General features: G+C 38.3%; 24 protein-coding genes. 20 read left to right on the top strand and 4 right to left on the bottom strand.

Annotated elements, in window-relative coordinates; translation table 11 throughout:
* Window positions 1-61 precede the first annotated feature (61 nt).
* From ACEWK1_RS08280 to ACEWK1_RS08260, 5 genes are all read left to right on the top strand, one after another.
* On the top strand, window positions 62-1,024 hold the full coding sequence (locus ACEWK1_RS08280) for an ABC transporter permease (protein WP_416635942.1): 963 nt from the start codon (window positions 62-64) through the stop codon (window positions 1,022-1,024).
* Window positions 1,025-1,093: 69 nt separating this feature from the next.
* The gene (locus ACEWK1_RS08275) at window positions 1,094-2,389 is read left to right on the top strand and encodes a DUF5050 domain-containing protein (protein ID WP_416635941.1); all 1,296 of its coding nucleotides are present in this window, start codon (window positions 1,094-1,096) and stop codon (window positions 2,387-2,389) included.
* Between the two features lie 107 nt (window positions 2,390-2,496).
* On the top strand, window positions 2,497-3,402 hold the full coding sequence (locus tag ACEWK1_RS08270) for an SDR family oxidoreductase (RefSeq protein WP_416635940.1): 906 nt from the start codon (window positions 2,497-2,499) through the stop codon (window positions 3,400-3,402).
* 364 nt (window positions 3,403-3,766) lie between these two features.
* Complete coding sequence (locus tag ACEWK1_RS08265; protein ID WP_416635939.1) at window positions 3,767-4,681, top strand: NAD(P)/FAD-dependent oxidoreductase; 915 nt, start codon at window positions 3,767-3,769, stop codon at window positions 4,679-4,681.
* Window positions 4,682-4,749: 68 nt separating this feature from the next.
* Complete coding sequence (locus tag ACEWK1_RS08260; protein ID WP_416635938.1) at window positions 4,750-5,004, top strand: hypothetical protein; 255 nt, start codon at window positions 4,750-4,752, stop codon at window positions 5,002-5,004.
* Window positions 5,005-5,319: 315 nt separating this feature from the next.
* On the opposite strand, the gene ACEWK1_RS08255 is transcribed toward ACEWK1_RS08260, so the two are convergent.
* Window positions 5,320-6,165, bottom strand: coding sequence for an AraC family transcriptional regulator (locus ACEWK1_RS08255; protein WP_212135344.1), 846 nt, complete (start codon window positions 6,163-6,165; stop codon window positions 5,320-5,322).
* Between the two features lie 229 nt (window positions 6,166-6,394).
* Between ACEWK1_RS08255 and ACEWK1_RS08250 the strand changes: the two genes are divergently transcribed.
* From ACEWK1_RS08250 to galT, 3 genes are read left to right on the top strand one after another with little or no spacing between them, the layout of a single operon-like run.
* Complete coding sequence (locus ACEWK1_RS08250; protein ID WP_416635937.1) at window positions 6,395-7,564, top strand: galactokinase; 1,170 nt, start codon at window positions 6,395-6,397, stop codon at window positions 7,562-7,564.
* A gap of 21 nt (window positions 7,565-7,585) precedes the next feature.
* Window positions 7,586-8,575, top strand: a complete 990-nt coding sequence (gene galE, locus ACEWK1_RS08245; RefSeq protein WP_212135346.1) for a UDP-glucose 4-epimerase GalE — start codon at window positions 7,586-7,588, stop codon at window positions 8,573-8,575.
* Window positions 8,576-8,617: 42 nt separating this feature from the next.
* A complete protein-coding gene (gene galT / locus ACEWK1_RS08240; protein WP_212135347.1) occupies window positions 8,618-10,150 on the top strand; it encodes a UDP-glucose--hexose-1-phosphate uridylyltransferase in 1,533 nt (510 codons plus the stop codon).
* A 166-nt stretch (window positions 10,151-10,316) separates the two neighbouring features.
* On the opposite strand, the gene ACEWK1_RS08235 is transcribed toward galT, so the two are convergent.
* Complete coding sequence (locus ACEWK1_RS08235; RefSeq protein WP_285849131.1) at window positions 10,317-10,631, bottom strand: general stress protein; 315 nt, start codon at window positions 10,629-10,631, stop codon at window positions 10,317-10,319.
* 204 nt (window positions 10,632-10,835) lie between these two features.
* On the opposite strand from ACEWK1_RS08235, the gene ACEWK1_RS08230 reads away from it, so the two are divergent.
* The 6 genes from ACEWK1_RS08230 to ACEWK1_RS08205 all read left to right on the top strand — a co-directional run bounded on the left by ACEWK1_RS08230 (window position 10,836) and on the right by ACEWK1_RS08205 (window position 13,892).
* Window positions 10,836-11,669, top strand: coding sequence for a glycosyltransferase family 2 protein (locus ACEWK1_RS08230; RefSeq protein WP_121663953.1), 834 nt, complete (start codon window positions 10,836-10,838; stop codon window positions 11,667-11,669).
* A complete protein-coding gene (locus ACEWK1_RS08225; RefSeq protein ID WP_121663952.1) occupies window positions 11,650-12,318 on the top strand; it encodes a uracil-DNA glycosylase in 669 nt (222 codons plus the stop codon). Before ACEWK1_RS08230 ends, ACEWK1_RS08225 begins: the two co-directional genes overlap by 20 nt.
* A 108-nt stretch (window positions 12,319-12,426) precedes the next feature.
* On the top strand, window positions 12,427-12,606 hold the full coding sequence (locus ACEWK1_RS08220; RefSeq protein ID WP_121663951.1) for a uracil-DNA glycosylase: 180 nt from the start codon (window positions 12,427-12,429) through the stop codon (window positions 12,604-12,606).
* Between the two features lie 16 nt (window positions 12,607-12,622).
* Window positions 12,623-12,925 carry a YwdI family protein gene (locus ACEWK1_RS08215; protein WP_212135348.1) on the top strand — a complete coding sequence of 101 codons (303 nt, stop codon included), beginning with the start codon at window positions 12,623-12,625 and terminating at the stop codon, window positions 12,923-12,925.
* Between the two features lie 116 nt (window positions 12,926-13,041).
* On the top strand, window positions 13,042-13,341 hold the full coding sequence (locus ACEWK1_RS08210) for a hypothetical protein (RefSeq protein ID WP_121663949.1): 300 nt from the start codon (window positions 13,042-13,044) through the stop codon (window positions 13,339-13,341).
* A gap of 179 nt (window positions 13,342-13,520) precedes the next feature.
* A complete protein-coding gene (locus tag ACEWK1_RS08205) occupies window positions 13,521-13,892 on the top strand; it encodes a DUF423 domain-containing protein (RefSeq protein WP_121663948.1) in 372 nt (123 codons plus the stop codon).
* A gap of 42 nt (window positions 13,893-13,934) precedes the next feature.
* On the opposite strand, the gene gerQ is transcribed toward ACEWK1_RS08205, so the two are convergent.
* Window positions 13,935-14,411, bottom strand: coding sequence for a spore coat protein GerQ (gene gerQ, locus ACEWK1_RS08200; RefSeq protein ID WP_121663947.1), 477 nt, complete (start codon window positions 14,409-14,411; stop codon window positions 13,935-13,937).
* A 133-nt stretch (window positions 14,412-14,544) separates the two neighbouring features.
* Between gerQ and ACEWK1_RS08195 the strand changes: the two genes are divergently transcribed.
* Window positions 14,545-15,015 carry a GNAT family N-acetyltransferase gene (locus ACEWK1_RS08195; RefSeq protein ID WP_232273752.1) on the top strand — a complete coding sequence of 157 codons (471 nt, stop codon included), beginning with the start codon at window positions 14,545-14,547 and terminating at the stop codon, window positions 15,013-15,015.
* Window positions 15,016-15,452: 437 nt separating this feature from the next.
* Here the strand turns inward: ACEWK1_RS08195 and hemQ are convergent, their stop codons facing one another.
* Window positions 15,453-16,202, bottom strand: coding sequence for a hydrogen peroxide-dependent heme synthase (gene hemQ / locus ACEWK1_RS08190; protein WP_121663945.1), 750 nt, complete (start codon window positions 16,200-16,202; stop codon window positions 15,453-15,455).
* A gap of 276 nt (window positions 16,203-16,478) precedes the next feature.
* Here hemQ and pta point away from each other — a divergent pair, with 276 nt between their 5' ends.
* The 5 genes from pta to ACEWK1_RS08165 all read left to right on the top strand — a co-directional run bounded on the left by pta (window position 16,479) and on the right by ACEWK1_RS08165 (window position 22,578).
* The gene (gene pta / locus ACEWK1_RS08185) at window positions 16,479-17,447 is read left to right on the top strand and encodes a phosphate acetyltransferase (RefSeq protein ID WP_121663944.1); all 969 of its coding nucleotides are present in this window, start codon (window positions 16,479-16,481) and stop codon (window positions 17,445-17,447) included.
* Between the two features lie 819 nt (window positions 17,448-18,266).
* Window positions 18,267-19,730, top strand: coding sequence for an aldehyde dehydrogenase family protein (locus tag ACEWK1_RS08180; protein ID WP_232273879.1), 1,464 nt, complete (start codon window positions 18,267-18,269; stop codon window positions 19,728-19,730).
* A gap of 17 nt (window positions 19,731-19,747) precedes the next feature.
* On the top strand, window positions 19,748-21,121 hold the full coding sequence (locus tag ACEWK1_RS08175) for a purine-cytosine permease family protein (RefSeq protein WP_212135350.1): 1,374 nt from the start codon (window positions 19,748-19,750) through the stop codon (window positions 21,119-21,121).
* Window positions 21,122-21,129: 8 nt separating this feature from the next.
* Window positions 21,130-21,921, top strand: coding sequence for a carbon-nitrogen hydrolase family protein (locus tag ACEWK1_RS08170; protein ID WP_212135351.1), 792 nt, complete (start codon window positions 21,130-21,132; stop codon window positions 21,919-21,921).
* Between the two features lie 3 nt (window positions 21,922-21,924).
* The gene (locus ACEWK1_RS08165) at window positions 21,925-22,578 is read left to right on the top strand and encodes a cyclase family protein (protein ID WP_212135352.1); all 654 of its coding nucleotides are present in this window, start codon (window positions 21,925-21,927) and stop codon (window positions 22,576-22,578) included.
* Window positions 22,579-23,315: the final 737 nt, after the last annotated feature.

Raw genomic sequence — 23,315 nt, 5'->3', positions numbered from 1 at the left:
AGGGAGACTTATTAGGAAGCTTCTTAAAAACCCATTATTTTTAACAGGATTTTTGTTTCTCTTGCTATTAGTATGTACGAGTTTTATCTACTCGGCTGTGGTTAATCATGAGGTTCGGCAAATCTATCATATTTATGATGAAAATAAGGAGTTAATTGACTCTGCGCCGATTGCTCCTCGCAAGGAAGCTTGGTTAGGAACAGATAAGCTTGGTTATGATATGTTAAGCAAAGTCCTAATAGGAGCAAAATTTACGATATTAGGAGCTCTAACTATTGCTTTTTTACGAATGATGGTTTCAGTACCATTAGGATTGGTATTAGGTACTTATTTTCCGAAGGGACAAAAATATCTTACTAGTTTAGTTGATGTATTTCATTTTGTTCCGTTATCGGTTGTTGCTTTATATTTGCTGCAGCCGTTTCTGTTTTTAACAGCAGGACAAGAGCCAGTTTATAGCCTAACAGAACGGATTGCAATTGAAATCGTTGTTCTGACAATCTTAACAGTTCCTGTTTTATCCGTTTTAATAGGAAATGAAACGAGAGAGCTATTCAAAGAGGAATATGTAAGTAGTGCGAAGACACTTGGAGGCTCAAAATTACACATTATCAAAAAGCATATCTTTCCAGCATTAAGAGAAAGATTTTTTATTTTATTTGGGCAGCAATTTGTTCAAACACTCATTGTTATGGCGCATTTAGGGCTATTTTTCCTCTATTTTGGTGGAACAATCTTTCCTAGTGAAGGGGGAGATCCTCCAAAATCAGTAACAAATGAGTGGTCCGGCTTGATCGGAGGATCAAAGATCTTTCTTCAGTGGGCCCCATGGATTCCTTTAACGCCAATTGTTTGTTTTGCTGTCACAATTTTGGCAGTAATGCTTATGGTAGAGGGTTTTTCTAGGGTAACCTCAGGAAGATCTGTGTATTTTAAAAGAAAAAATACTCAAACACTTTCTGCTGAAAAGAAGAGATTACGTAAAAAAGAAAATTCGTTTGATTTTTTGGATAAGTCTATGTAGTAAACGTGAAATTTCGCATATGATAGTAGTAGAAGTTTAGAACGTAAAAAGAAGAAGGAGCTGATGAAAATGAGACAAAAACGGATTCTGATCGTTTTCACTATCATAAGTTTGCTTCTTTTAGTTGGCTCTATCTTGTTTCAATTTTTAAACGAAGAAGATCCTTATCAGTTTTATACCGGGTTAGGCAAAGATATTGACGTATCACCAGATGACGAGACCATTGCTTTTTCATATTATGTAGATGGAGATGAAGCAATTTATACAGCAAATCTTGATGGATCGGAGCTTACCAAGGTTAGTAGCAAAGAAAATGGCAGATTTCGGAGCCCGAAGTTTTCCCAAGATGGAGAACAGCTATTATTTCTTTCTGAGGAAATAGATGGTGCACAAAGCTTATTGGTGATGAACAAGGATGGAAGTCATCAAAAAAGGGTAACGGACGATTCTTTACATGTAACAGATGCTGTTTTTTCTCCTAATGGTGACATCTTGTATTTTATTGCAAAGCTTTCATCTGAAATTAATAAGATGGAAGGAGAAACAAAGGAAGGGTATGATCTTTACAAAATCAATCGTGATGGAACAAATCTAGAACAATTAACAGATCAGGATCACTTCACAATGAATGACCTTTCGATATCTGAGGATGGAGAAGAACTGTATTATAGCTTATTTCAAGCATACGAAGAGCCTACTGTTTTTTCTCTAAAAGGTAAAACAGAATCACCTGTTGTTTCTGTTAAAAAAGATATCTATTCTTCTGTTTTATCTAAGGATAAGAAATTTCTAGCATACACGGCGGTAACGAAAGCATCATTAAATAGCAGTTTATTTAAATATGAACTATATCTTCAAAATCTACAAACAGCTGAAACAAAACGATTAACCTATTTAGACAACAATATACAATCACCTGTCTTTTTACATCATGAAAACAAGTTGGCATTTCTGGAGTATACAAATTGGCCTGGTGATCCAGAGAACTATCGACTTATGACTGTCTCATTTGAAGGTGGAGACGAACAAGAAGTGAATGTAAATCTCCCTTCATCAACCAACAGCCATTTAGCGATGAAAACAGTGTATTTCTTGTTAGCAAATGGAGTTGCAATGGCCATTTATTATGTTCTTTTCTTTGGTGGGTTGATTTTATTGTCCCATAGAAGATCAGGTAAGGTTTTTCAACCTTCATTTATTAGTCTTGGTCTTTCTCTACTCTTTTTTATTGGAAGCTTTGCAATTGGGGCAATCACAAATCCATGGTATGGCATCTGGCTGGCGATGGTGGCCGTTGCTATGTTTATATGTTCACTGGTGCTCGTATTATTCTCTTATGTTGTGAGTAAGATGAGAAAAAAATAATATCAGGACTTGGGATTACTCCTAAGTCCTTTTTTTTTGTCATCTATCCAAGCTGTAGAAGAATAGGCTTTATCGTAGCGAAGATCACTACAGGGAGGGCTAAACTCATGAAACCGTATCCTGTTTATCCATATTATTCAAAAAAGCAAAAGGTGAAGGAGCAGCCAATTGCTTTTCCACCACAGCATCAAGACCGTCATCCTGGATTTGAATATGAAATGAATCCAAATCCGATCTCTGAATGGGAGGGATATAAAGGAAGCGGAAAGTTAAAAAACAAGGTGGCCATTATTACAGGTGGAGATAGTGGTATAGGAAGAGCGGTTGCCTATGCGTTTGTAAAAGAAGGGGCAGCTGTTGTGATTCCTTATTTAAATGAACATCATGATGCCCAAATAACAAAACAAAGAATTGAACAACTTGGTGGGAGATGCCTGCTTTATGCAGGAGATTTAGGTCAGGAACGAACAGCATATGAAGTTGTTAGGCAAACGATCCAGACATTTGGAAGACTAGACATTGTAGTGAATAACCATGGTATCCAAATTGTTCAGGATAGCATTTTAAATATTTCTGCCGAGCAGCTAGAAGCAACGTTCCGAACGAACATATTTGCTTTCTTCTATATGGTGAAAGCAAGCTTACCATACTTAAACAATGGAAGCTCAATCATTAATACTACGTCAATCACAGCTTATCAAGGACATAAAACACTAATCGATTACTCAGCAACTAAGGGTGCCATTACAACATTTACACGATCTCTTTCATTATCACTTGTGGATAAGGGAATACGGGTAAATGGTGTAGCGCCAGGACCAATTTGGACTCCGCTAATTCCTTCGAGCTTTTCGGCTGAAAAGGTTGCAACATTCGGAACTGACACAGAAATGAAGCGAGCAGGTCAACCGTTTGAGCTAGCTCCAACTTACGTTTATCTTGCTTCTGATGATTCAAGGTATGTGACAGGGCAAGTACTGCATGTAAATGGAGGAGATTTTAGAACATCATAAGTCAGCAAAAAGACCTAAAAATGCCCTGTGAATAACTTTTAAACAATGGAAAAAAGTCCTATATATATTGTGGCGAACGCATGTACCCACACAAAATGTGGATAGTAAATGTGGATATGTGTATAACTTTTGTGGATAAGTTGTTGTTAACAGTTTAATAACTTGTTAATATCTAAATTTTTGACGAATATTTGTGTCGATATTGTAAATACGTGTCGTTTAATTCTTTTTATCCACAATTTGAGGAAAAACCTGTGGGAACTGGACCAAAGTTCAGTTCCTTTTTCTGTGTGGATAAAATGTGAATGAACTTTTTCCTTTTAACAAACGCTAATGTGTACGAAATGAAAAAGGACGTGTGGATATGAAAGCAAACTCATATGAATGCATAATTGTTGGAGGTGGAATTGCAGGGCTACAAGCAGCTCTTCAACTTGGACGATATATGCACAATGTGCTTGTTTTAGATAATCAAGATGGCCGGTCTAACTTGTGCCGTGCTTATCATAATATACTAGGCTGGCCTAAAGGAGTTAGTGGGGAAACGCTAAGGAACCTTGGCAGAAAGCAGGCAGAAAGCTATGGAGTAGAATTTAAAAAAGGCTTTGTTCATAAGTCTGAGAAAAACGGGGAAAACATCCTCCTTCACACAGAAGATGGAGCAGTGTATGAAGCAAAAACATTATTATTATCCACAGGAATTAAGGATCGAATTCCCAGTATTAAAAACATCGAGCCATGCTTAGGAATCTCAATCTATGTTTGTCCAGATTGTGATGGATATGAAGTGCGAGATCAGCATGTCTTGCTATTAGGTTCAGGAAAAACAGGAGGGAATTTAGCTCTAACACTAACGTATTGGACAGACAAAATAACATTTATCAATCATGACGAGGAACAACTTGAAGCAGCCTTGCTCGACCAGCTTAAGCAAAAAAACATTCGTGTGATAGACGAACAGATTGAAGAAATTATTACTGAAAATGAATCCGAATTTAAAGGGGTAAGGCTGAAAAATGGACAAACAGTAGCGGGAGATAAAGGGTTTATAGGCTTCGGTGGAAATTCAGTTCATTCAGACCTAGCCGCGCAGCTTGGGGTGGAAAGGCTGGAAAATAAACATGTTTTAGTAGATCCGCGAACAAAGGAAACAAATGTCACAAACGTATGGGCAGCAGGAGATGTTGTCGCCCATTCTGAGCAAGTCACAATTGCAATGGCAGACGGCTGTCAGGCTGCCATTTGGATTCATAAGCGATTATTAAAAAATCAATCGTAAATCTCTGTTTACTTAAGCTTCAGTTTTGTATGATAGAAGAAGGAGCAAGAAAAAGGGAGAGGCTGGACATGAAAAAAGAAATCGAGGAACTATATGATGAAGTTTATGAAAAACTAGCTGAATTTCATCAAGTATCATTGAACTATACACAGAAAATGTCAGACATTCCACTCAACCAACGTGAGGAAGAAACAGAAAAGCTAGAACGAATCGAATTTGCCTTACAAGCAGCCAAAGACATCCTAGAAAACATCATGGCCCCAGGCACAAAAATGACAATCATGCACCAAAAAGGAACCATACAAATTGATTTGGATGAATGAATCAAAAAATAAAATTAGAAATAAGAGGCATTAATTACTTATAAGTTGTTTTCACAAAGAATGTTGCATTATATAAATTATTAAAACAAAAGTGGAATGAAGCGGAAGACACTTGACTCCTGCGGGAGGAGTGGGACAGCTGAGACCCCGCAGGCTGTAAGCCGAGTAGGCTCAGCGCCCTCCAAGGAAGAATTGCTCTTTGAAAAATCCGGCAGTTGGGATTTTTCATTATTCTTCCCCGGGGAATCTTGTGTCTGCAGCGCAATGGAACGACCTATTTTGTCGCTGCCTCAAAAAACACAAAGTGTGATAAAACTATTCCCCCTGCCTAATCTGCCCAGGAGATTTCCCCATTAACTTACGCGTAATCTTATTCAAATAATTCGCATTCTTATAGCCTACCAATTGAGCAATTTCTTCAACAGAATACTTTGTATGCTGCAATAGCTCAATTGCCTTTTGCAAGCGGATATTCGTTAAATACTGAATCGGGGTCACCCCAGTTTCTTGCTTAAACAATCTTGTAAAATGATATTTTGATAACTTTGAGGCTTCTGCCATTTCCTCAGCACCAATTTCATCCTGATAGTAATTTCTTGCAAATAAAGCGGCACTAACCACACCTTCTGACCAATCCTCCATTAATTTATCCACATTTGATAAAGCCAAGTATAACTCCATAATAAATTGATAGGAAATGCTTGATCCCTGATAGGCATTGGTGATTTTTCGTTCACGAGCATCATCATACATTTGTTTAACAAGCTTAACCGGAGCAGCTTCAGGATGAAAACGAACCACTTGGTTACCCTTCCTTTTAACATGCTCCCAGCATTTCTTTGCTTCATTTCCATATAAAGTTACATATAAAAACTCCCATTTCTTTGAATGCTCGGGCAAATAGTAATGATAATGCCCTGGACTGCTGACAATAAAGGCATGACCAGCCTTTAGCTGATGAACCTTACCATCTATATTGATTTCTCCTTGTCCTGACAATGTATATTGAAATATATATTTTTCCTGGTCCTTCCGCTCAATGCCACTCCAATTGTAAATCGTGGACTCTTGTTCTTCCCAGCCAACCGACCATATTTGTGCTACCTGATTCACGTTAGGGTCATTAAAACGAAAAGCAATTGCACCGGTTTTTTTATTCATAGCAAAAAAATCCCCTTTTCTTACCCTTTTTAGATGCTTTTAGCAAAAAAAGACTGATATGTACTGTGTGAACAGTATTATTCATTGTTAATTTCAACAAGTTTAAACAGAAAACCTAAGCAAATAAGTACTATCTCTTCAAATAATTTTACCATTGTTAGCAGGAAAATCGGAACTTACAATGAAAATAGAAAACAAACTAATGACAACAAAGTGAAGGGTGATTTTCATGATCGAGCAAGTAAGAAATGAATTTAACGAGATTTTTCAACATAATCAGCCTACTAGATCCTTTTTTGCACCAGGGCGTGTGAATTTAATCGGTGAACATACAGATTACAATGGGGGACACGTGTTTCCTTGTGCGTTAACATTTGGTACATACGCGATTGTGGCACTCAGAAATGACCAAACGATTCGTATGTATTCTAGCAACTTTCCTGAGATCGGGATTGTGACTCTATCAACCGAACAACCATTGAAACTTCAAAAGGAACATGATTGGGCGAACTACCCTAAAGGGGTGATGAAGGAATTTATTGATAAAGGTGTCAAAATAAATAAAGGCTTTGATATCCTATTTTATGGTAATATTCCAAATGGAGCTGGTTTATCTTCTTCTGCATCAATTGAACTCGTAACCGCAGTTACTATTCAGGCGTTGTTTGAGACGAATTTTACTACTGTTGAATTGGTACAAATGAGTCAGCATGCTGAAAATGAATTTATTGGTGTGAGCTGTGGAATTATGGATCAGTTTGCGATTGGAATGGGTAAAGAAGATCATGCGATTTTGCTAAACTGTCAAACTCTTGATTACCAATATAGTCCGGTTGTATTAGAAAATGCCTCTTTAGTTATTGCAAACACGAACAAACGTAGAGCTCTTGCGGATTCAAAGTATAATGAAAGACGCTCTGAATGCGAACGTGCCCTTAGTCAATTGCAAAAGGAGCTATCCATTCAATCGCTGGGAGATCTTACACCAGAACAATTTGAGAGTTACCGTCATTTAATCAAAAATGGTATAGATCAAAAGCGTGCCAAACATGCAGTCTATGAAAATGCTCGAACGATTTCAGCGGTAGAAAAGCTGAAGCAAGGTGATATTTTGAGCTTTGGACAATTAATGTGTGATTCTCATACATCTTTACGAGATGATTATGAAGTAACAGGCTTTGAATTAGACACATTAGTAGAAGCTGCTATGGACCAAGATGGTGTTATAGGGTCAAGAATGACTGGAGCCGGCTTTGGCGGTTGTACAGTTTCAATCGTAGCAAATGATAAAATCGATGAATTTATTAAAGAAGTAGGGAAGAGCTACACAGAAAAAACAGGGTTAATAGCTGATTTTTACGTAGCAAATGTAGGAGACGGAGCAAAGGAAATTTTATAATCCGAAACGGAGGAAAAAATCATGGCAATCTTAGTATGTGGTGGAGCAGGCTATATTGGAAGTCATGCAGTATCAGAGCTTTTAGATCGAAAAGAAGAGGTTGTGGTTGTTGATAACCTGCAAAAGGGACATCTTCCGGCTGTTTTAGAGGGAGCAACGTTTTACAATGGCGATTTAAAAGATGAAGAGTTTTTGAGAAATGTGTTCAAGGAAAATAACATTGAAGCTGTTATTCATTTTGCTGCTGACTCATTAGTAGGTGAAAGTGTTGAAAAGCCTCTTCAATACTATGAAAACAATGTGTATGGGACAGTGTGTCTTCTTAAAGTAATGACAGAATATAACGTAAAGAAAATTGTCTTTTCTTCAACAGCTGCAACATACGGCGAAGCAGAGAATATACCGATTGTTGAACATGACCCAACTGTACCAACAAACCCCTATGGAGAAACAAAGCTTGCTGTTGAAAAAATGCTGAAATGGAGTGAGCAGGCTTACGGATTAAAATATGTTGTTCTTCGCTATTTCAACGTAGCGGGAGCTCATATGGAAGGAAAGCTTGGCGAAGATCATGATCCGGAAACACATTTAATTCCGATTATTTTACAAGTGGCTTTAGGCAACCGTGAGAAAATCATGATCTTTGGGGATGATTATCAAACAGAGGACGGAACATGTATCCGCGACTATATCCACGTAACAGATCTAGCTGATGCCCATATTTTAGCGATTCAAAAGCTGCGTAAGGATAACACAAGTGCAACATATAACCTTGGGAATGGCAATGGATTCTCAGTTAAACAGGTAATCGAGACAGCAAGAACTGTTACAGGTCATCCTATCCCTGCAGAGGTAGCGCCTCGCCGTGCAGGTGATCCGGCTGTTTTAATTGCCTCATCTGAAAAGGCGATCAATGAATTAGGCTGGAAGCCGAAATATGCTGACCTTCACACAATCATTGAAAGTGCGTGGAATTGGTTCCAAAACCATCCAAAGGGCTATCAAAAATAAATATATTTATTCGTTACGATCGAAGATGAGAGGATGAAAACAATGTCTATCCACATCGATTTAGAAATAGAAAGATTACTTCAATTCGCTCTTCAAAAGCAATTGATCACAAAATGGGACGTTGATTTATCTCGCAACAAAATGTTGGAGGTGCTTCAGCTTTCTGATATCAAGCCTGTCGAGGTACCAGAAGAACAGCTGAATACTCCAGTTTCAATTCTTGAAAATATTCTGAATTGGGCTGCTGACCAAGGGCTTCTTGAGGAAAACACAGTCACATATCGGGATCTATTAGATACAAAGATTATGGGCTGCTTAGTCCCGTCTCAAGGTGAAGTGATCCGAAGATTTAATGAACAAGTAGCTCAGGATGGCCCGCAAAAAGCTACAGAATTTTTTTATCAATTTTCTCAGGATGTTCACTATATCCGTACAGACAGAATTGCTAAGAACGAGAAATGGCTTGTGAACACAGAGTATGGTGATTTGCAAATGACCATCAACTTATCTAAGCCTGAAAAAGATCCGGTTGCGATCGCTGCTGCTCGTCATATGCAAAAAAGCGAATATCCATCATGCTTGCTTTGTAAAGAAAACGTTGGTTATGCAGGAAGACTAGATCACCCAGCACGACAAAATCACCGGATTATTCCTGTCACATTAAGTGATGAGCAATGGTTTATCCAATTCTCGCCATATGTTTATTACAACGAGCATGCAATTGTCTTATCAGGTGAACATAAGCCGATGAAAATTTCCAAGGAAACATTTAAAAAGCTGCTTCACTTTGTTGACCAATATCCACATTATTTCCTTGGCTCAAATGCTGATTTACCGATCGTTGGTGGCTCGATCTTAAGTCATGATCACTTCCAGGGAGGTCATCATACATTCCCGATGGAGGTAGCAGAAAAGCTACATTCATTTACGTTGAGTAAGTTTCCTTCCATTGAGTTAGGAATCGTGAAATGGCCTATGTCTGTTTTAAGATTACAAGGAAGCGATCAAGAAGAGCTAGTAGAAGCGGCAGATGATATTTTACAGCAATGGAAAAGCTACAGTGATGAAACAGTTGATGTTCTAGCGTTTACAGAAGAAACACCACATAACACGATTACACCAATTGCACGAAGAAGAGGCGATCTTTTTGAGCTTGATTTAGTGCTAAGAAACAACAGAACAAATGAAGAGCACCCTTTCGGCATTTTCCATCCGCATCAAGAGGTGCATCATATCAAAAAGGAAAACATCGGTCTTATTGAAGTAATGGGATTAGCTGTTTTACCTGGCAGATTGTTAGATGAGTTAAAAAAGCTTGCTGAATGGTTGCCTGAGGAAGATGGCCTTGCTAAAATTGAGCAAGATGAAGAAATCAATAAACATTATGAGTGGGCTAAAAAGGTAAAAACAAATGTACCAGATATTAGTCAAGACAATGCCTATCAACTTTTACTTGAAGAAGTTGGCCATATTTTTGCAACGATTTTAGAGCATGCAGGTGTATTTAAGCAAGATGAGTCTGGTCAACAAGCGTTTCAGCGATTTGTTCAGCATTTACAAGCCCAATTAACATAATAATTGGATTTACTAGTATAAGAATTCTCAAAAGTGTCAATGATGCTATTAATCCCCCCTAATTTTATATATGTATGTTGCCTCCTTACTTTGTAAGGGGGTTTTTTTTGAGGTTGAAAATAAGAAAGAGTCTAACCACCAATCGGCTAGACTCTTTCTTATTTTATCACTGTGCTACGATGACGACTTTTCCTTCGTCCAACTCTTCTTCTAGTTCCATCGCTTTATGCTGTGAAAGGCCCAAGGAGGTCATGCGGGTGCGAATCTGCTCTCCACGGGATACAAAAATATTTGCCATTTTGTCAAAGATGCCTTCTTCTTTTAATCCAATACCTTTAGTATTTGTATGTTCAGTTAAATGCTTGGAGCGATTTTCATCATGTGCAAATAGATAGATATGCTCCTTGTCATAGCCCTCTGCTTGTAAAGTAAGAATTTTCTCGGAAGCTTGTACACCATTTTCAACGATATATGTTTTCATCATCATCAACTCCTTTGTCATTTACTTGGTAATTACCCCGAATTTTCTTGATCAAACATCCTTAGTTTTTCTTATACTATCATCCATAAAAACTTATACTTTTTGATAGTGTAAAAAATAGCCAATAGGTCATAGAAGGTTTTTTCTATAAAAGGACTAGTAGAGTTTGTTAAAATAAAAGGATAATGAAGAAAAGGTGATCGTATGAAAATATCAATTGTGATTGTGACATATAATCGTTTGGCAGAATTGGCGGAGCTTCTTGAGTCAATAGCTCGACAAACCGTTCTTCCACATGAGGTTATTATTGTAAATGATGCTGGTGAAAGCACAGAACCACTAGTTTCTTTGTATAGTGAATTGCCGATTAAAGCTATCGAATTAACGGAAAATGTTAAGCATGTTCGTGCAAGAAATATTGGAGTTAAACATGTAACGGGTGATGCGATCATGCTTTGTGATGATGATGATTTTATAACGGAGACTCATTTGGAGCAGGCGGTAATAGGGCTCCAACATGCTGATTTTGTTTATTTTGATGCAGAGATTGTTCAATTCGAAAAAAGAGAAAACACCCGTTATCCTTTTAAACGACAGCTTTTTGCTTATCAATATAATCTAGCAGAAATGAAGAAGTTTTCAACATTTGTACCATCAGGAAGTGTTTATAAAAAAGAGCTTCATGATAAAATTGGCTTATTTGATCCAGATGTTCATAATTACTGGGATTGGGATTTTTTCTTAAGAGCTGCAGAGGCTTGCTCAGTGAAAAGAATACCAATGGCTAGTGTTATCTATGCATTTTCTGAAGATGGGACAAATCAGTCCGCAGATTTAGGCTTAAAACGCAAAATGTATTTAGATCGTTTATGTGAGAAGCATCAATTAGGAGATTTGCCAACGAAAAACTTCTTTGTGCTTCTAGAAGAACCAGAAATGAAAGACCGCGAAGCAGAAACAAAACGGGTATGGGACGGAAAACCAGTCTTCACGCGCTATAGTCAACAGGAGGAGAGCAATGAAATTACAAATGGATAAAAGCTGGGACAGCATGTTAGGAGAGCAGTTTCAGTCTGATTATTTTAAGGAGCTGCTAGACTTCTTACGTGAGGAATATGAACAACAAACCATTTTTCCTGAACGTGAAAACATCTTTCGTGCGTTGAACGAAACTCCTTATGATAAGGTGAAAGCTGTGATTCTCGGACAAGACCCATATCATGGGGAAGGACAGGCACAAGGCTTAAGCTTTTCAGTTCAGCCGGGTGTTAAGCTACCCCCTTCTTTACGGAATATCTACATTGAGCTTCAAGATGATATAAATTGTTCATTACCGGAAAACGGTTCATTAGTAAAATGGGCTAAGGAAGGTGTACTCCTTTTAAACACAGTATTAACTGTAAGAAAAGGAGAACCAGCTTCACATGCAAAAAAGGGATGGGAAATGTTCACTGATGAAATTATCAAAAAACTAGACCAAAGAAATCAACCCATTGTCTTTATTCTGTGGGGAAAACATGCTCAACAAAAAATGCAGCTCATCAACTCATCAAAGCACTTCGTCATCGAAAGCGCACATCCTAGTCCGTTTTCTGCCCGAAAAGGCTTTTTTGGAAGTAAACCATTTTCTAAAACAAATGACTATCTACGTAGTCAAAATATAGAAGAAATTGATTGGTCTTTATAGAATGTTGTTTTTAATGATTTTTAAACAGATAGTGGAGCGCAATGGAACGGAACCTATACTTACGCTAATTTGTATTAAAAACAGCATTATAAAAAAGGAGTATAAAACATGAAGGAAACACCAATAAACTGTATAAAGTGTAAGCATTTTTATGTTACTTGGGATACGCGGTTTCCGAACGGCTGTCGTGCATACGGATTTAAATCAGCAGCCAGGCCTGCCATCACGGTTAAAAAATCATCTGGTATGGCGTGTTTAAAATATGAACAAAAAGCAATTAAGGCTTAGTTGGAGGAATAAAAAAGTGAACATACCTATATCAAAACTATTAAGTAAAATGGAAGCTGAGCTAATGAAGGCAAAAAACAGCTCATCTTCTAAAGAAGTACGTGAAAAAGTAGCCGTCATTCAATCACTATGCGAAATTATTCTTGATGAAAAATCAGAGGTACAAGTTCAACGATTATCATCACCATCATCAAGTGAAATAAACCACCTAGAGCTTCAAAAAATGATGGGGAATATGTCAACGGTTGTTAAAAATCCTACAAGTGAAAAATTGGTTAAAGAAGAAGATGCTAACGGTGATTCGCTTTTCGACTTTTAAGCTGATCGCGAATTTCTCCAACTTCCATAAAATGAAGCAATCTCTCCAAGGAAATCCATCATATTCTTATCTAATCGGGACACAATGATAGTAACATTGTACAGGAGGTTAGAAACATGGCATATGATGATTTATTTAACATGGGAAGAGGACGCTTTGATATGGGGCTTTTAAATGACCCAGCTCCAACAAAGATTGCCCAAGATCGCTATGATGTTTATGTAAACCAAGATTATATCGGTCAAAAATATTTATTAACAGCACAGGAGTCTGTTCAAGATATTGATGATTTTTTAAAAAATGAAGGAGTTAAAAACTTCGAATCCTATCTTGATGGTGACCATTACTATATTAAAGCTGTCGAAAACGAACAGCGAGTATCTGATGTGTTAAAAGTCTATTTGCAAAATCGTTAAGGGAGCCCATTATGTGGCTCTTTTTTATGATTTAAAAAGTATATAAGAAAAACTAAGGCGTTCACCGATTTTTCTAACCTTACATAAGATTGTCATACAAACTCTGTATTTCCCCATTGAATTTAAACCATTCTACGGTAAGATGAAAGAGTAATCATCAATTGGAGGTGGAGCCTGATATGAAGCTTTTTCTTCTTTTAGGAGCAATTAACGGATTTTTAGCGGTAGCATTAGGTGCCTTTGGTGCACATGGTCTAGAGGGAAAAATTCCGGAGAAATACATAAAAACATGGCAAACTGGTGTTACTTATCAAATGTTCCATGCCGGAGGATTGTTTGTCATTGCTTTTCTAGTGGATAAGTTCGCCAATATTGGTGTATTCACAACAGCAGGATGGTTATTTTTAATTGGGATTATCCTTTTCTCTGGAAGCTTGTATGTATTAAGTGTGACACAAATTAGTATCTTAGGAGCAATCACTCCATTAGGAGGCTTAGCTTTCTTAGCAGGCTGGCTGCTTTTAGGATATGCGGCAATCAGGTATTTATAAAAGATGAAGGCTGACAAACATGTCAGCCTTCTTTTTGTATTATTATCTTGGTTGATATGATGCTAATGCGTATTGTGGATCATATTGAAGCTCTTCATCAAATGTTACATAATCTAAGTAAACCATTAGAAGTAAATAACGCATACCTGTCTGAGGATCACTTAAAATAAGGTGATCACGCCCTGCTGCTTCAATAACACCTTTGAAAATTTTCGCATTCCACTCACGGTTATTTTCAAATGTCATATAAACAGTTGCGATTTTTCCACGATTTAAACGTAAAATATTTTCAACATAAGATTCCTCCAAAGGAAGCATGCCAGGGATATATTGTGCTACACCCGGTTGCTGCTGCTGTGGAAACTGTGGTACTTGCCCAAATTGACCAGGATAGTATGTAGCAGAAGGTGGATAACCTGCTTGCTGCATTTGCATTTGCATCGGCATTTGTTGTGCTGGTTGAACACCAGTTGTGTCATATCCGTAAGGTTGTTGAGGTTGTTGAAATCTTTTAGTCATATAATAACCCTCCTAAAAATTTAATAAGTGATAAAACCAAAGGGATCTTTTCTCAATCTTTGCTCATTCATACGTATGTTGCGAACAAGCAACTTATGCCTTTCTAACAAAAATAATGAAGGAGAAGCTATTGATGACAATGACATTAGAAGAAATAACAAAGGATAAAATGAAAAAGGTGCAAGAAATAGTTCTTTCAAATAAAACCTACAATGTGTTAGAAAATGGAAGGGAAACTCGATCAATGAAAGAAATAAAGGAAGAGTTTCTGAACCCAGCTACATATAGCTATTTTATAAAAGTAGATCAAGACTACATCGGCTTAATCGACTATTTACCAGAAAACCCGAAGGATCAGTATCCGTGGCTAGGATTACTTATGATTCATGAACAGTGGAAAGGAAATAGTTTTGGAAAAAGAGCTTATCACCTTTTTGAGAAAGGTATTAAGAACTCAGGAAAGCACGCAATCAGACTTGGGGTTTTAAATAACAATAGGGATGCAAAAGCTTTCTGGGAATCACTAGGATTTAGCTATTACGATACGAAGCCGTTTAAAGCAGGAAGAGAAGTAGATTGCTATGAGAAAAAGCTAAAAAACTGACTCGAGGATAGTAACGTAGTTAAATAAGCGGAGTTTTTCCTTTTAAACTGAAGATTGGAACAAGGTTGGCGGATTTAAGCGGAATTTTTCCGGTTAAGCAAAGTAAAATGGCCTATTTTCGTCTTTTTGGATCAAATAGGAGGAATCTTTCCGTCTATTTAATCTATTTTTCGTTCTATTTCCTCATTAAGAGGACTTTCTCCGCTTAATTTCTGGAGATTCTTTAAGATTTGAAAATCATTTTTATGGGTGCTTATCTTGGTGGTATAAAAATGCTTGGAGCGTATATGTCTCCAAGCATTTTTATTTTCTAATAAACTTGCCAAAATGCTTTTTAATCCTAGTGCAATTATGATACGAAAAGCAATGTTGATTCGAATTTTGTACTTAAAAAACCGAACCTTTTACAATCACAGAGTCAGATTTTGTATCACTTATTAAACCTGAAAATAGTCATTCAATTTAGAAGTACTTAAGATGTTTCCAACGAAGAAAGAACCAAACTCTCCGTAGCGAGCACTAACTTCATCAAATCTCATTTCATAAACAAGCTTTTTGAATTGAAGTACATCTTCAGCGAAAAGCGTAACTCCCCACTCATAATCATCAAAGCCAACAGAGCCTGTAATGATTTGCTTGACTTTACCAGCGTAAGAACGACCAATTAAACCGTGGCTCTTCATCATATCACGGCGCTCTTCCATGGAAAGCATATACCAGTTGTCATTGCCTTGACGGCGTTTATCCATAGGATAGAAACAAGCGTATTTTGCTTCTGGTAGTTTTGGATAAAGACGTGCACGAACATGTGGATTTTGATAAGGATCTTCATTGCTTTCACCAGCTAAGTAATTACTTAGCTCAACAACAGAAACATAAGAATAAGCAGGAATCGTAAATTCAGCAAGCGTTGTTTTATTAAACTCAAGCTCAATTTCAGTTAGCTCTTCCATTGTTGGGCGCAAAATCATCATCATGAAATCTGCTTTTTGACCAGTAATGGAATAAAGAGCATGACTTCCTTGCTCCGCATCTTGCGCAACGCCCCATTTTTCTAGTAAACCTAAAAACTCATTGATGGCAGCCTCGCGCTCATCGCTAGATAACAGCTTCCATGCAGACCAATCAACAGTGCGGAAATCATGTAAACAATACCAGCCATCCAAGGTTTGTGCTGCTTCACTCATATATATTCACTCCTATTTATGAATTCGTTATGTACCCATTTACTATATCATATCTTGTCCATTTCACCATGTGAATAAAACTTGAACAACAAAGAGTAAATTCTTAGGATTAGTGGAAAACTCCAAAAGTAGAAGAGGTAAATTTAACAGATTTTTTTGAAATTAAAAAAATTTTGATGTAAGCGTTACAGTGTGACAGAACGGTTTGAAATTAAGAATAAGTGGAGTATCCTAGTTAAGGAAGCATTTCTCTTACATACTCAAGGAGGTTTTTTTGTGTCAGATTTATTTGCGACATTAAAAGAAAAAGTTAAAGGACAAGGAATGAAAATTGTTTTTCCGGAAGGTTTAGATGAAAGAATTTTAACAGCTGTAAATCGCTTAGCTGGTGAAGGAATTCTACAGCCAATCTTAGTTGGTAACGAGCAAGAAGTAACAAACAAAGCAAAAGAATTAAACTTAACTTTAGATGGTGTAGAAATTCATGATCCACATAACTATGCAGAAATGGACGAGCTTGTTGCTGCGTTTGTTGAAAGAAGAAAAGGAAAAGCAACGGAAGAGGATGCGCGCAAAATCCTATTAGATGAAAACTACTTCGGAACAATGCTTGTTCACCTTGGAAAAGCGCACGGACTTGTAAGTGGTGCAGCACACTCAACAGCTGACACTGTCCGTCCAGCTCTTCAAATCATCAAAACTAAAGAAGGCATCAAAAAAACATCTGGTGTATTCATCATGGTACGTGAAGATGAAAAGTACGTTTTTGCAGATTGTGCAATCAATATTGCTCCAGACAGTCAGGATCTTGCAGAAATCGCGATCGCAAGTGCAGAAACAGCTAAAATGTTTAACATTGATCCACGTGTAGCCATGCTAAGCTTCTCAACAAAAGGATCAGCAAAATCACCTGAAACAGAAAAAGTGTCACAAGCTGTTGAAATCGCAAAAGGTCTTGACTCTAGCATCGTACTAGACGGAGAATTCCAATTCGACGCAGCATTTGTACCTTCAGTAGCTGAAAAGAAAGCACCAGACTCAGTGATCAAAGGTGATGCAAATGTATTCGTCTTCCCAAGCCTTGAAGCTGGAAACATTGGCTACAAAATCGCTCAACGCTTAGGAAACTTCGAAGCAGTCGGCCCAATCCTACAAGGATTAAACAAACCAGTAAACGACCTATCACGCGGCTGTAACGCAGAAGATGTTTACAAATTAGCATTAATCACAGCAGCACAAGCTTAAAAAATAAATGATAAGACGTGAATTCTATTAAAGAATTTGCGTCTTTTTATTTAGGGTGATGAACGACAGAACGGTGCCCGATCAGAGGTGGAATGTCGTTCATGTGGGTGATGAACGACAAAATGGGAGCGGATCAGAGGTGGAATGTCGTTCATAGGGGTGATGAACGACAAAATGGGAGCGGATCAGAGGCGGAGTGTCGTTCATAGGGGTGATGAACGACAAAATGGGAGCGGATTAGAGATGGAGTGTCGTACATAGGGGTGATGAACGACAAAATGGGAGCGGATCAGAGGTGGAATGTCGTTTATGTGGGTGATGAACGACAAAATGGGAGCGGATTAGAGATAGAGTGTCGTACATAGGGGTGATGAACGACAAAACCGATCGAGAACAGCTAGGGAATGTCGTTCATATTTGTAATGAAGACCGAAATAGCAGGTGATTAAAAAAAAGGTCATCATACCCATGATGAAGACCAATTTCACAAGGAAAAAGCGAGAAAACGTACTTCATAACCATAAAGAAAACCACAACCAAATCTTCAAAACTCCATCCACCCCCATTCGTATTCACCTTTACACCGCTACGCCCCATCACCATCCCCAACCTATTCAATTTTGAATAACAACCAAGACTCCTCAAATTGCAACCGCATACACCAAAAACTCCCGTGTCAGAAAATGTAACATCAAACATGCACTCAAAAATCCTTTATTGCAAGATGATACAAGAGACAAATTAGAATTTTCATTAACTCTCCCCCCAACTTGGCATGGTATTTGCATTAAAACTAGTAAGCTATCAAAAAAGCAAGGAGTGATTATCATTAAGGACTTATTTATAAATGATCAGTGGTTGGCAGGAGAGGGAACTCAGCGACAGGTTATAAATCCAGCAAAGGGAGAGGTCATCACTACAGTAAAAGAAGCTAGTAGAGACCAAACCATTCATGCCATTTCAGCAGCTAGAAAGGCTTTTGATCAATCTGATTGGGCGACAAATTTAGAAAAGCGTGCAGGAGCATTAACTCATTTAGCCCAACTATTAGAAGAGTCAAAGAATGAGCTTGCTAAAATTGAATCGGAAAATACAGGGAAACCCCTCCGAGAAGCAGAGATCGATGTGGAAGATGGTGTTAACTGTATTCGTTATTACGCCAATTTAATTCGTGAAACGAAGCCTAAAAAAATAGAAATGAGCGATGGAACGGTAAGTGAGGTTATTCAAGAGCCAATTGGTGTTTGTGGATTAATTGTGCCTTGGAATTTTCCGCTTCTGCTAGGATTGTGGAAGCTGGCACCAGCATTGGCAGCAGGAAACACGGTTGTGTTTAAACCTTCTGAAGTAACTCCATTATCTTTTCTGAAGTTTACACAATTAATTGCTGAGACAGACATTCCTAAAGGGGTGTTTAACTTAGTTCTCGGAGATGGTGCCCTAGGAAAGATCATCGTTGAAAGTGAGGACGTTGATAAGATTTCCTTTACAGGCAGCTCAGACACAGGTCGAAAAATTAATGAACAGTGTGCAAGTTCATTCAAAAGAGTATCTTTGGAGCTCGGTGGAAAATCACCTCTTATCATCTTAGCTGATGCTGATCTTGAGAAGGCTGTTGAGTGGGCTGTGTTTGGGGCATTTTTTAATCAAGGAGAAGTATGTGTGGCATCTTCAAGGATTCTTGTTGATGAAAAAATATATGAAGACTTTTTACAAAAGTTTGTTGAGTACACATCTAACATTAGAATTGGCGATCCGGAGCAAGAGCAAACTGAACTAGGCTCATTAGTGTCTGCTCAGCATTTAGAAAAAGTTCAGCACTATATATCGACCGGTATGGAAGAAGGGGCAACCATTGCTTATGGAGGAAAAAGAATTGAACGCCCAGGTTATTTTATTGAGCCGACGATTTTCACAAATGTCGATCAGCAGATGAAAATTGTTCAGGAAGAAATATTTGGTCCTGTTGTAACGGTTCAAACCTTTAAAAGCGAAGAAGAAGCCATTCAACTGGCAAATGGAACAAAATTTGGTTTAGCAGGAGGGGTTTTATCCGCTAATGCACAAACGGCAAGGGAAATCGCCTCGAAAATTAAGGCGGGTACCATCTGGATTAATAGCTACCATACTCCTTATATTGAAGCGCCATGGGGAGGGTTTAAGCAAAGCGGGATTGGCAGAGAGCTGGGACCACAAGGCTTAGCTTCATTCACAGAAACAAAGCATGTAAATACATCAGAAGAGATAAGGCAGCTTGGTTGGTATAGCTTTAAAAATAACTAATTCAAGGGGATGAGTGCATGGCAAAGGTTTTAGAGGGATTTGGAAGAGACAGTATTTTACCAACAAAGAGCAATGAAAGAACAATGGGCTTGTTTAGTACGTTTGCCCTTTGGCTCGCAGCCAATGTGGTCATTACGTCCGTTATGACGGGGATGATGTTTTTACCTGATATTTCGTTTAAAGATGCTGTTATTGCTATTTTACTAGGCTCTGCAATCGGAGCCATTCCTTTGGCAATGACAGGCTTGATTGGAACTCGTACAGGACTTCCTACGATGGTGATTACGAGAGCGTCTTTCGGTCAAAAAGGAGCCGTTCTCCCGGCAATTGTTAATACAATTATCTTAGTTGGCTGGAGCTGGATTCAGGCTTATATGGCGGGACTGAGCTTAAACTATGCTGTTAATTATGCATTTGGTTATAGCAATATTAATCTATTTGTTATTCTTACTGAAATCCTAGTTGTTGCCATTACAATCTATGGCCATAAAGGCGTCGAAAGCATTGAAAAATATGTGTCTATTGCGATGCTGATCTTGTCTGCACTCGTTTTTTATAAATTATTTACAAGCTATGATGCCGGGGCACTTGTTACGATGACATTAAGTGAAAATCCAGCTCTAACAGCTGTTATTGCCTTTGATTTAGTGGTGGCTACGGCCTTTTCTTGGATGTCTTCTGTTTGTGATTTTAACCGTTATTGTAAGGATGGGAAAAAGGGGATGATTGGTACATTTGCTGGTTATGTAGTGGCTTCTTTAATTGCAATGGGGATGGGAGCTGCGGTTAGTGGGTTTAGTATTATAAATGGAATGGAACAAACCTATGACCCAACTGTTTTATTAACACAGTACGGGTTTGGATTAGTGGCTTCGATTGTTGTTTTCTTCTCTGTTTTATCAACAAATGTTATGGCTTTATACAGCGCGACAATGTCATTTATGAATGTTTTCACGAAGTTTGGATTCTGGAAGCCTGGTTTGCTTTTAGGGATTGTCTGTACACTTGGTGCATTAATGAAAGAAGCATTAATGACAAATTTCTTTGATTTTGTTTTGTTAATTGCAACACTATTTATCCCAGTATTTGCAATCGTCATTGTTGACTTCTTCATTTTGAAAAAAGGTCGTTATGACGCGGAGGAGCTCGTGTCAAACACGAAAAAATTATATCATTACCAAAGCGGCATCAACTATGCGGCCTATGTTTCTTACATTGCTGGAGCAATATTTGCGTTTTATTTCACGTACATTAAACCATTAAGTATAGGATCCACTATTTTAACATTTGTTTTTTCTGGCATAGTTTATGGAGCATTCATGTATGCAACAAAGCAGGTAACAAAGTCGACTGTAACGGATGAAGTAACAACTACGAGATTGGATGTGTAAGCGTTAGTATGAATATAGCAATTGTGCAATCACAATATACGAATGGAAACAGTCAAAAGAATCTAGAGAAAATGGTTGAGCAAGTAGAATCGTATATAAATAAATATCAGAATGTTGAAATAATTATTTTTCCTGAATTAAGTTCAACAGGCTATTTTTTAACAAAAGAACTACAAGATGTAGCTGATCATGCGGCCGGAGAACATTTTCAAATCATGTCAGCGGTCGCCAAGAGAGAAAAAATCATCATTGCTTACGGATATGTTGAAAAAGAAGATGCTAACATGATCTATAACTCTTTAATGGTGATTAACTCAAAGGGTGAAAAAATTGCAAACTACCGAAAAATTCATTTAACCCCCCTTGAAAAGGAGTTTTTTACAGCAGGATCAGAAATTGTAGTTGTAGAATCTGAAATAGGTAAGATTGGTTTGATGACATGTTGGGACCTGGCTTTTCCTGACTTAGCAAAGGCGCTAGCTCAAAAAGGGGCAGAGGTTATTCTTGCCCCAAGCGCTTGGGAATCTCCACATCATGAACCTTACGAGCTATTTGCCAGAGCAAGAGCCATTGATTATACAGTCTTTATAGCAACCTGTAACCATATTGGTCTTTCTAATAATCTAGACTTTTTTGGAAAATCAGCAATCTATGGGCCAGATGGAAAAGTAATGGTCAAATCGGAGAAAAAGGAAGAAACGATTTTATTCGCATCACTTGATTTTAATCAAAGAAAAAAGCTTCAAGAGTCATTTTTCACCATGAAAGCAGACTTCCGCGAGGATTTATTCAAAAGGTAGGAGATGAACATGAAAAAGGTCGTTGACCTGTCAATATCGATTACAGAACAAACCCCAATCTACCCGGGGGATCCAGAGCCATCACTGCAGCCTGCTGCCACAGTTGAACGAGACGGCTACAATGTTAGTTTATTAAAAATTGGCTCACATACCGGCACACACGTCGATGCACCATATCATTTTCATAACGATGGCCAAAAAATCGATGAGGTGCCGCTTCAGCAGTTTATGGGCAGAGGCATTTTGTTTGATGTAACCGGCAAAAACAAAAAAGAGGCCATTACATTAGAAGATATGATGGAAAAGTTACCTCATTGTCAGGAAGGAGATATTGCTTTATTTCATACGGGCTGGTCAAAGTATCTTGGTCAGCCAGCTTATTATGAACATCCTTATTTAAAACCTGAGGTCATTGAGGAGCTATTGAGCAGAGGGATAAAAACCTTCTTTATTGATGCTTTAAATATTGACCCTCCAGATGGAAGCTCGTTTGAGGGACATGATTTAATCACAAAGGTAAATGGAATCATCGGGGAAAACTTCACAAACTTTGATCTTATTGATTTTCCAAATCCATTCATTATCGCATTGCCGTTAAAGTTAAAGGGGATTGACGGATCTCCGGTACGCGCGATTGCGATTGAAATGGAAGAATAGATGGTTGGGGACGGTGGTCCCTGACCTTTTTTGTGGATGTTGGAAGGAGTAGCTGGTGTGAGTTGGGAGGGGGAAAGATCAATGATTTGGTCTTCAACCGAATTGAGACAAGAAAAAGAGAAGTGTGCTGGGTTATGTTCCGATACAGGAAGAATCGAGTCAAGAAAGAGCCCAAAGCGTCCGAATGAGTCCCGATACTAGGAGAATCGAGACAAGAAAGAGCTCAAAGCGCCCGAATGAGTCCCGATACCGGGAGAATCGAGACAAGAAAGAGCGAAAAGCACCCGAATCTGTCCCAATACAGGGAGAATCGAGACAAGAAAGAGCCCAAAGCGTCCGAATCTGTCCCATACTAGGAGAATCGAGACAAGAAAGAGTCCAAAGCGCCCGAATGAGTCCAAAGCGCCCGAATGAGTCCCGATACTAGGAGAATCGAGACAAGAAAGAGCCCAAAGCGTCCGAATGAGTCCCGATACTAGGAGAATCGAGACAATAAAAAGCGAAAAGCACCCGAATCTGTCCCGATACTAGGAGAATCGAGACAAGAAAGAGCGAAAAGCGTCCGAATGAGTCCCGATACTAGGAGAATTGAGACAAGAAAGAGCGAAAAGCGTCCGAATGAGTCCCGATACTAGGAGAATCGAGACAATAAAAAGCGAAAAGCGTCCGAATGAGTCCCGATACTAGGAGAATCGAGACAATAAAAAGCGAAAAGCACCCGAATCTGTCCCGATACT

Origin of the sequence: Metabacillus sp. YM-086 (genome assembly GCF_048059995.1) — a bacterium.
GTDB lineage: Bacteria > Bacillota > Bacilli > Bacillales > Bacillaceae > Metabacillus > Metabacillus litoralis_B.
This window is presented reverse-complemented; position numbering and strand designations above follow the sequence as displayed.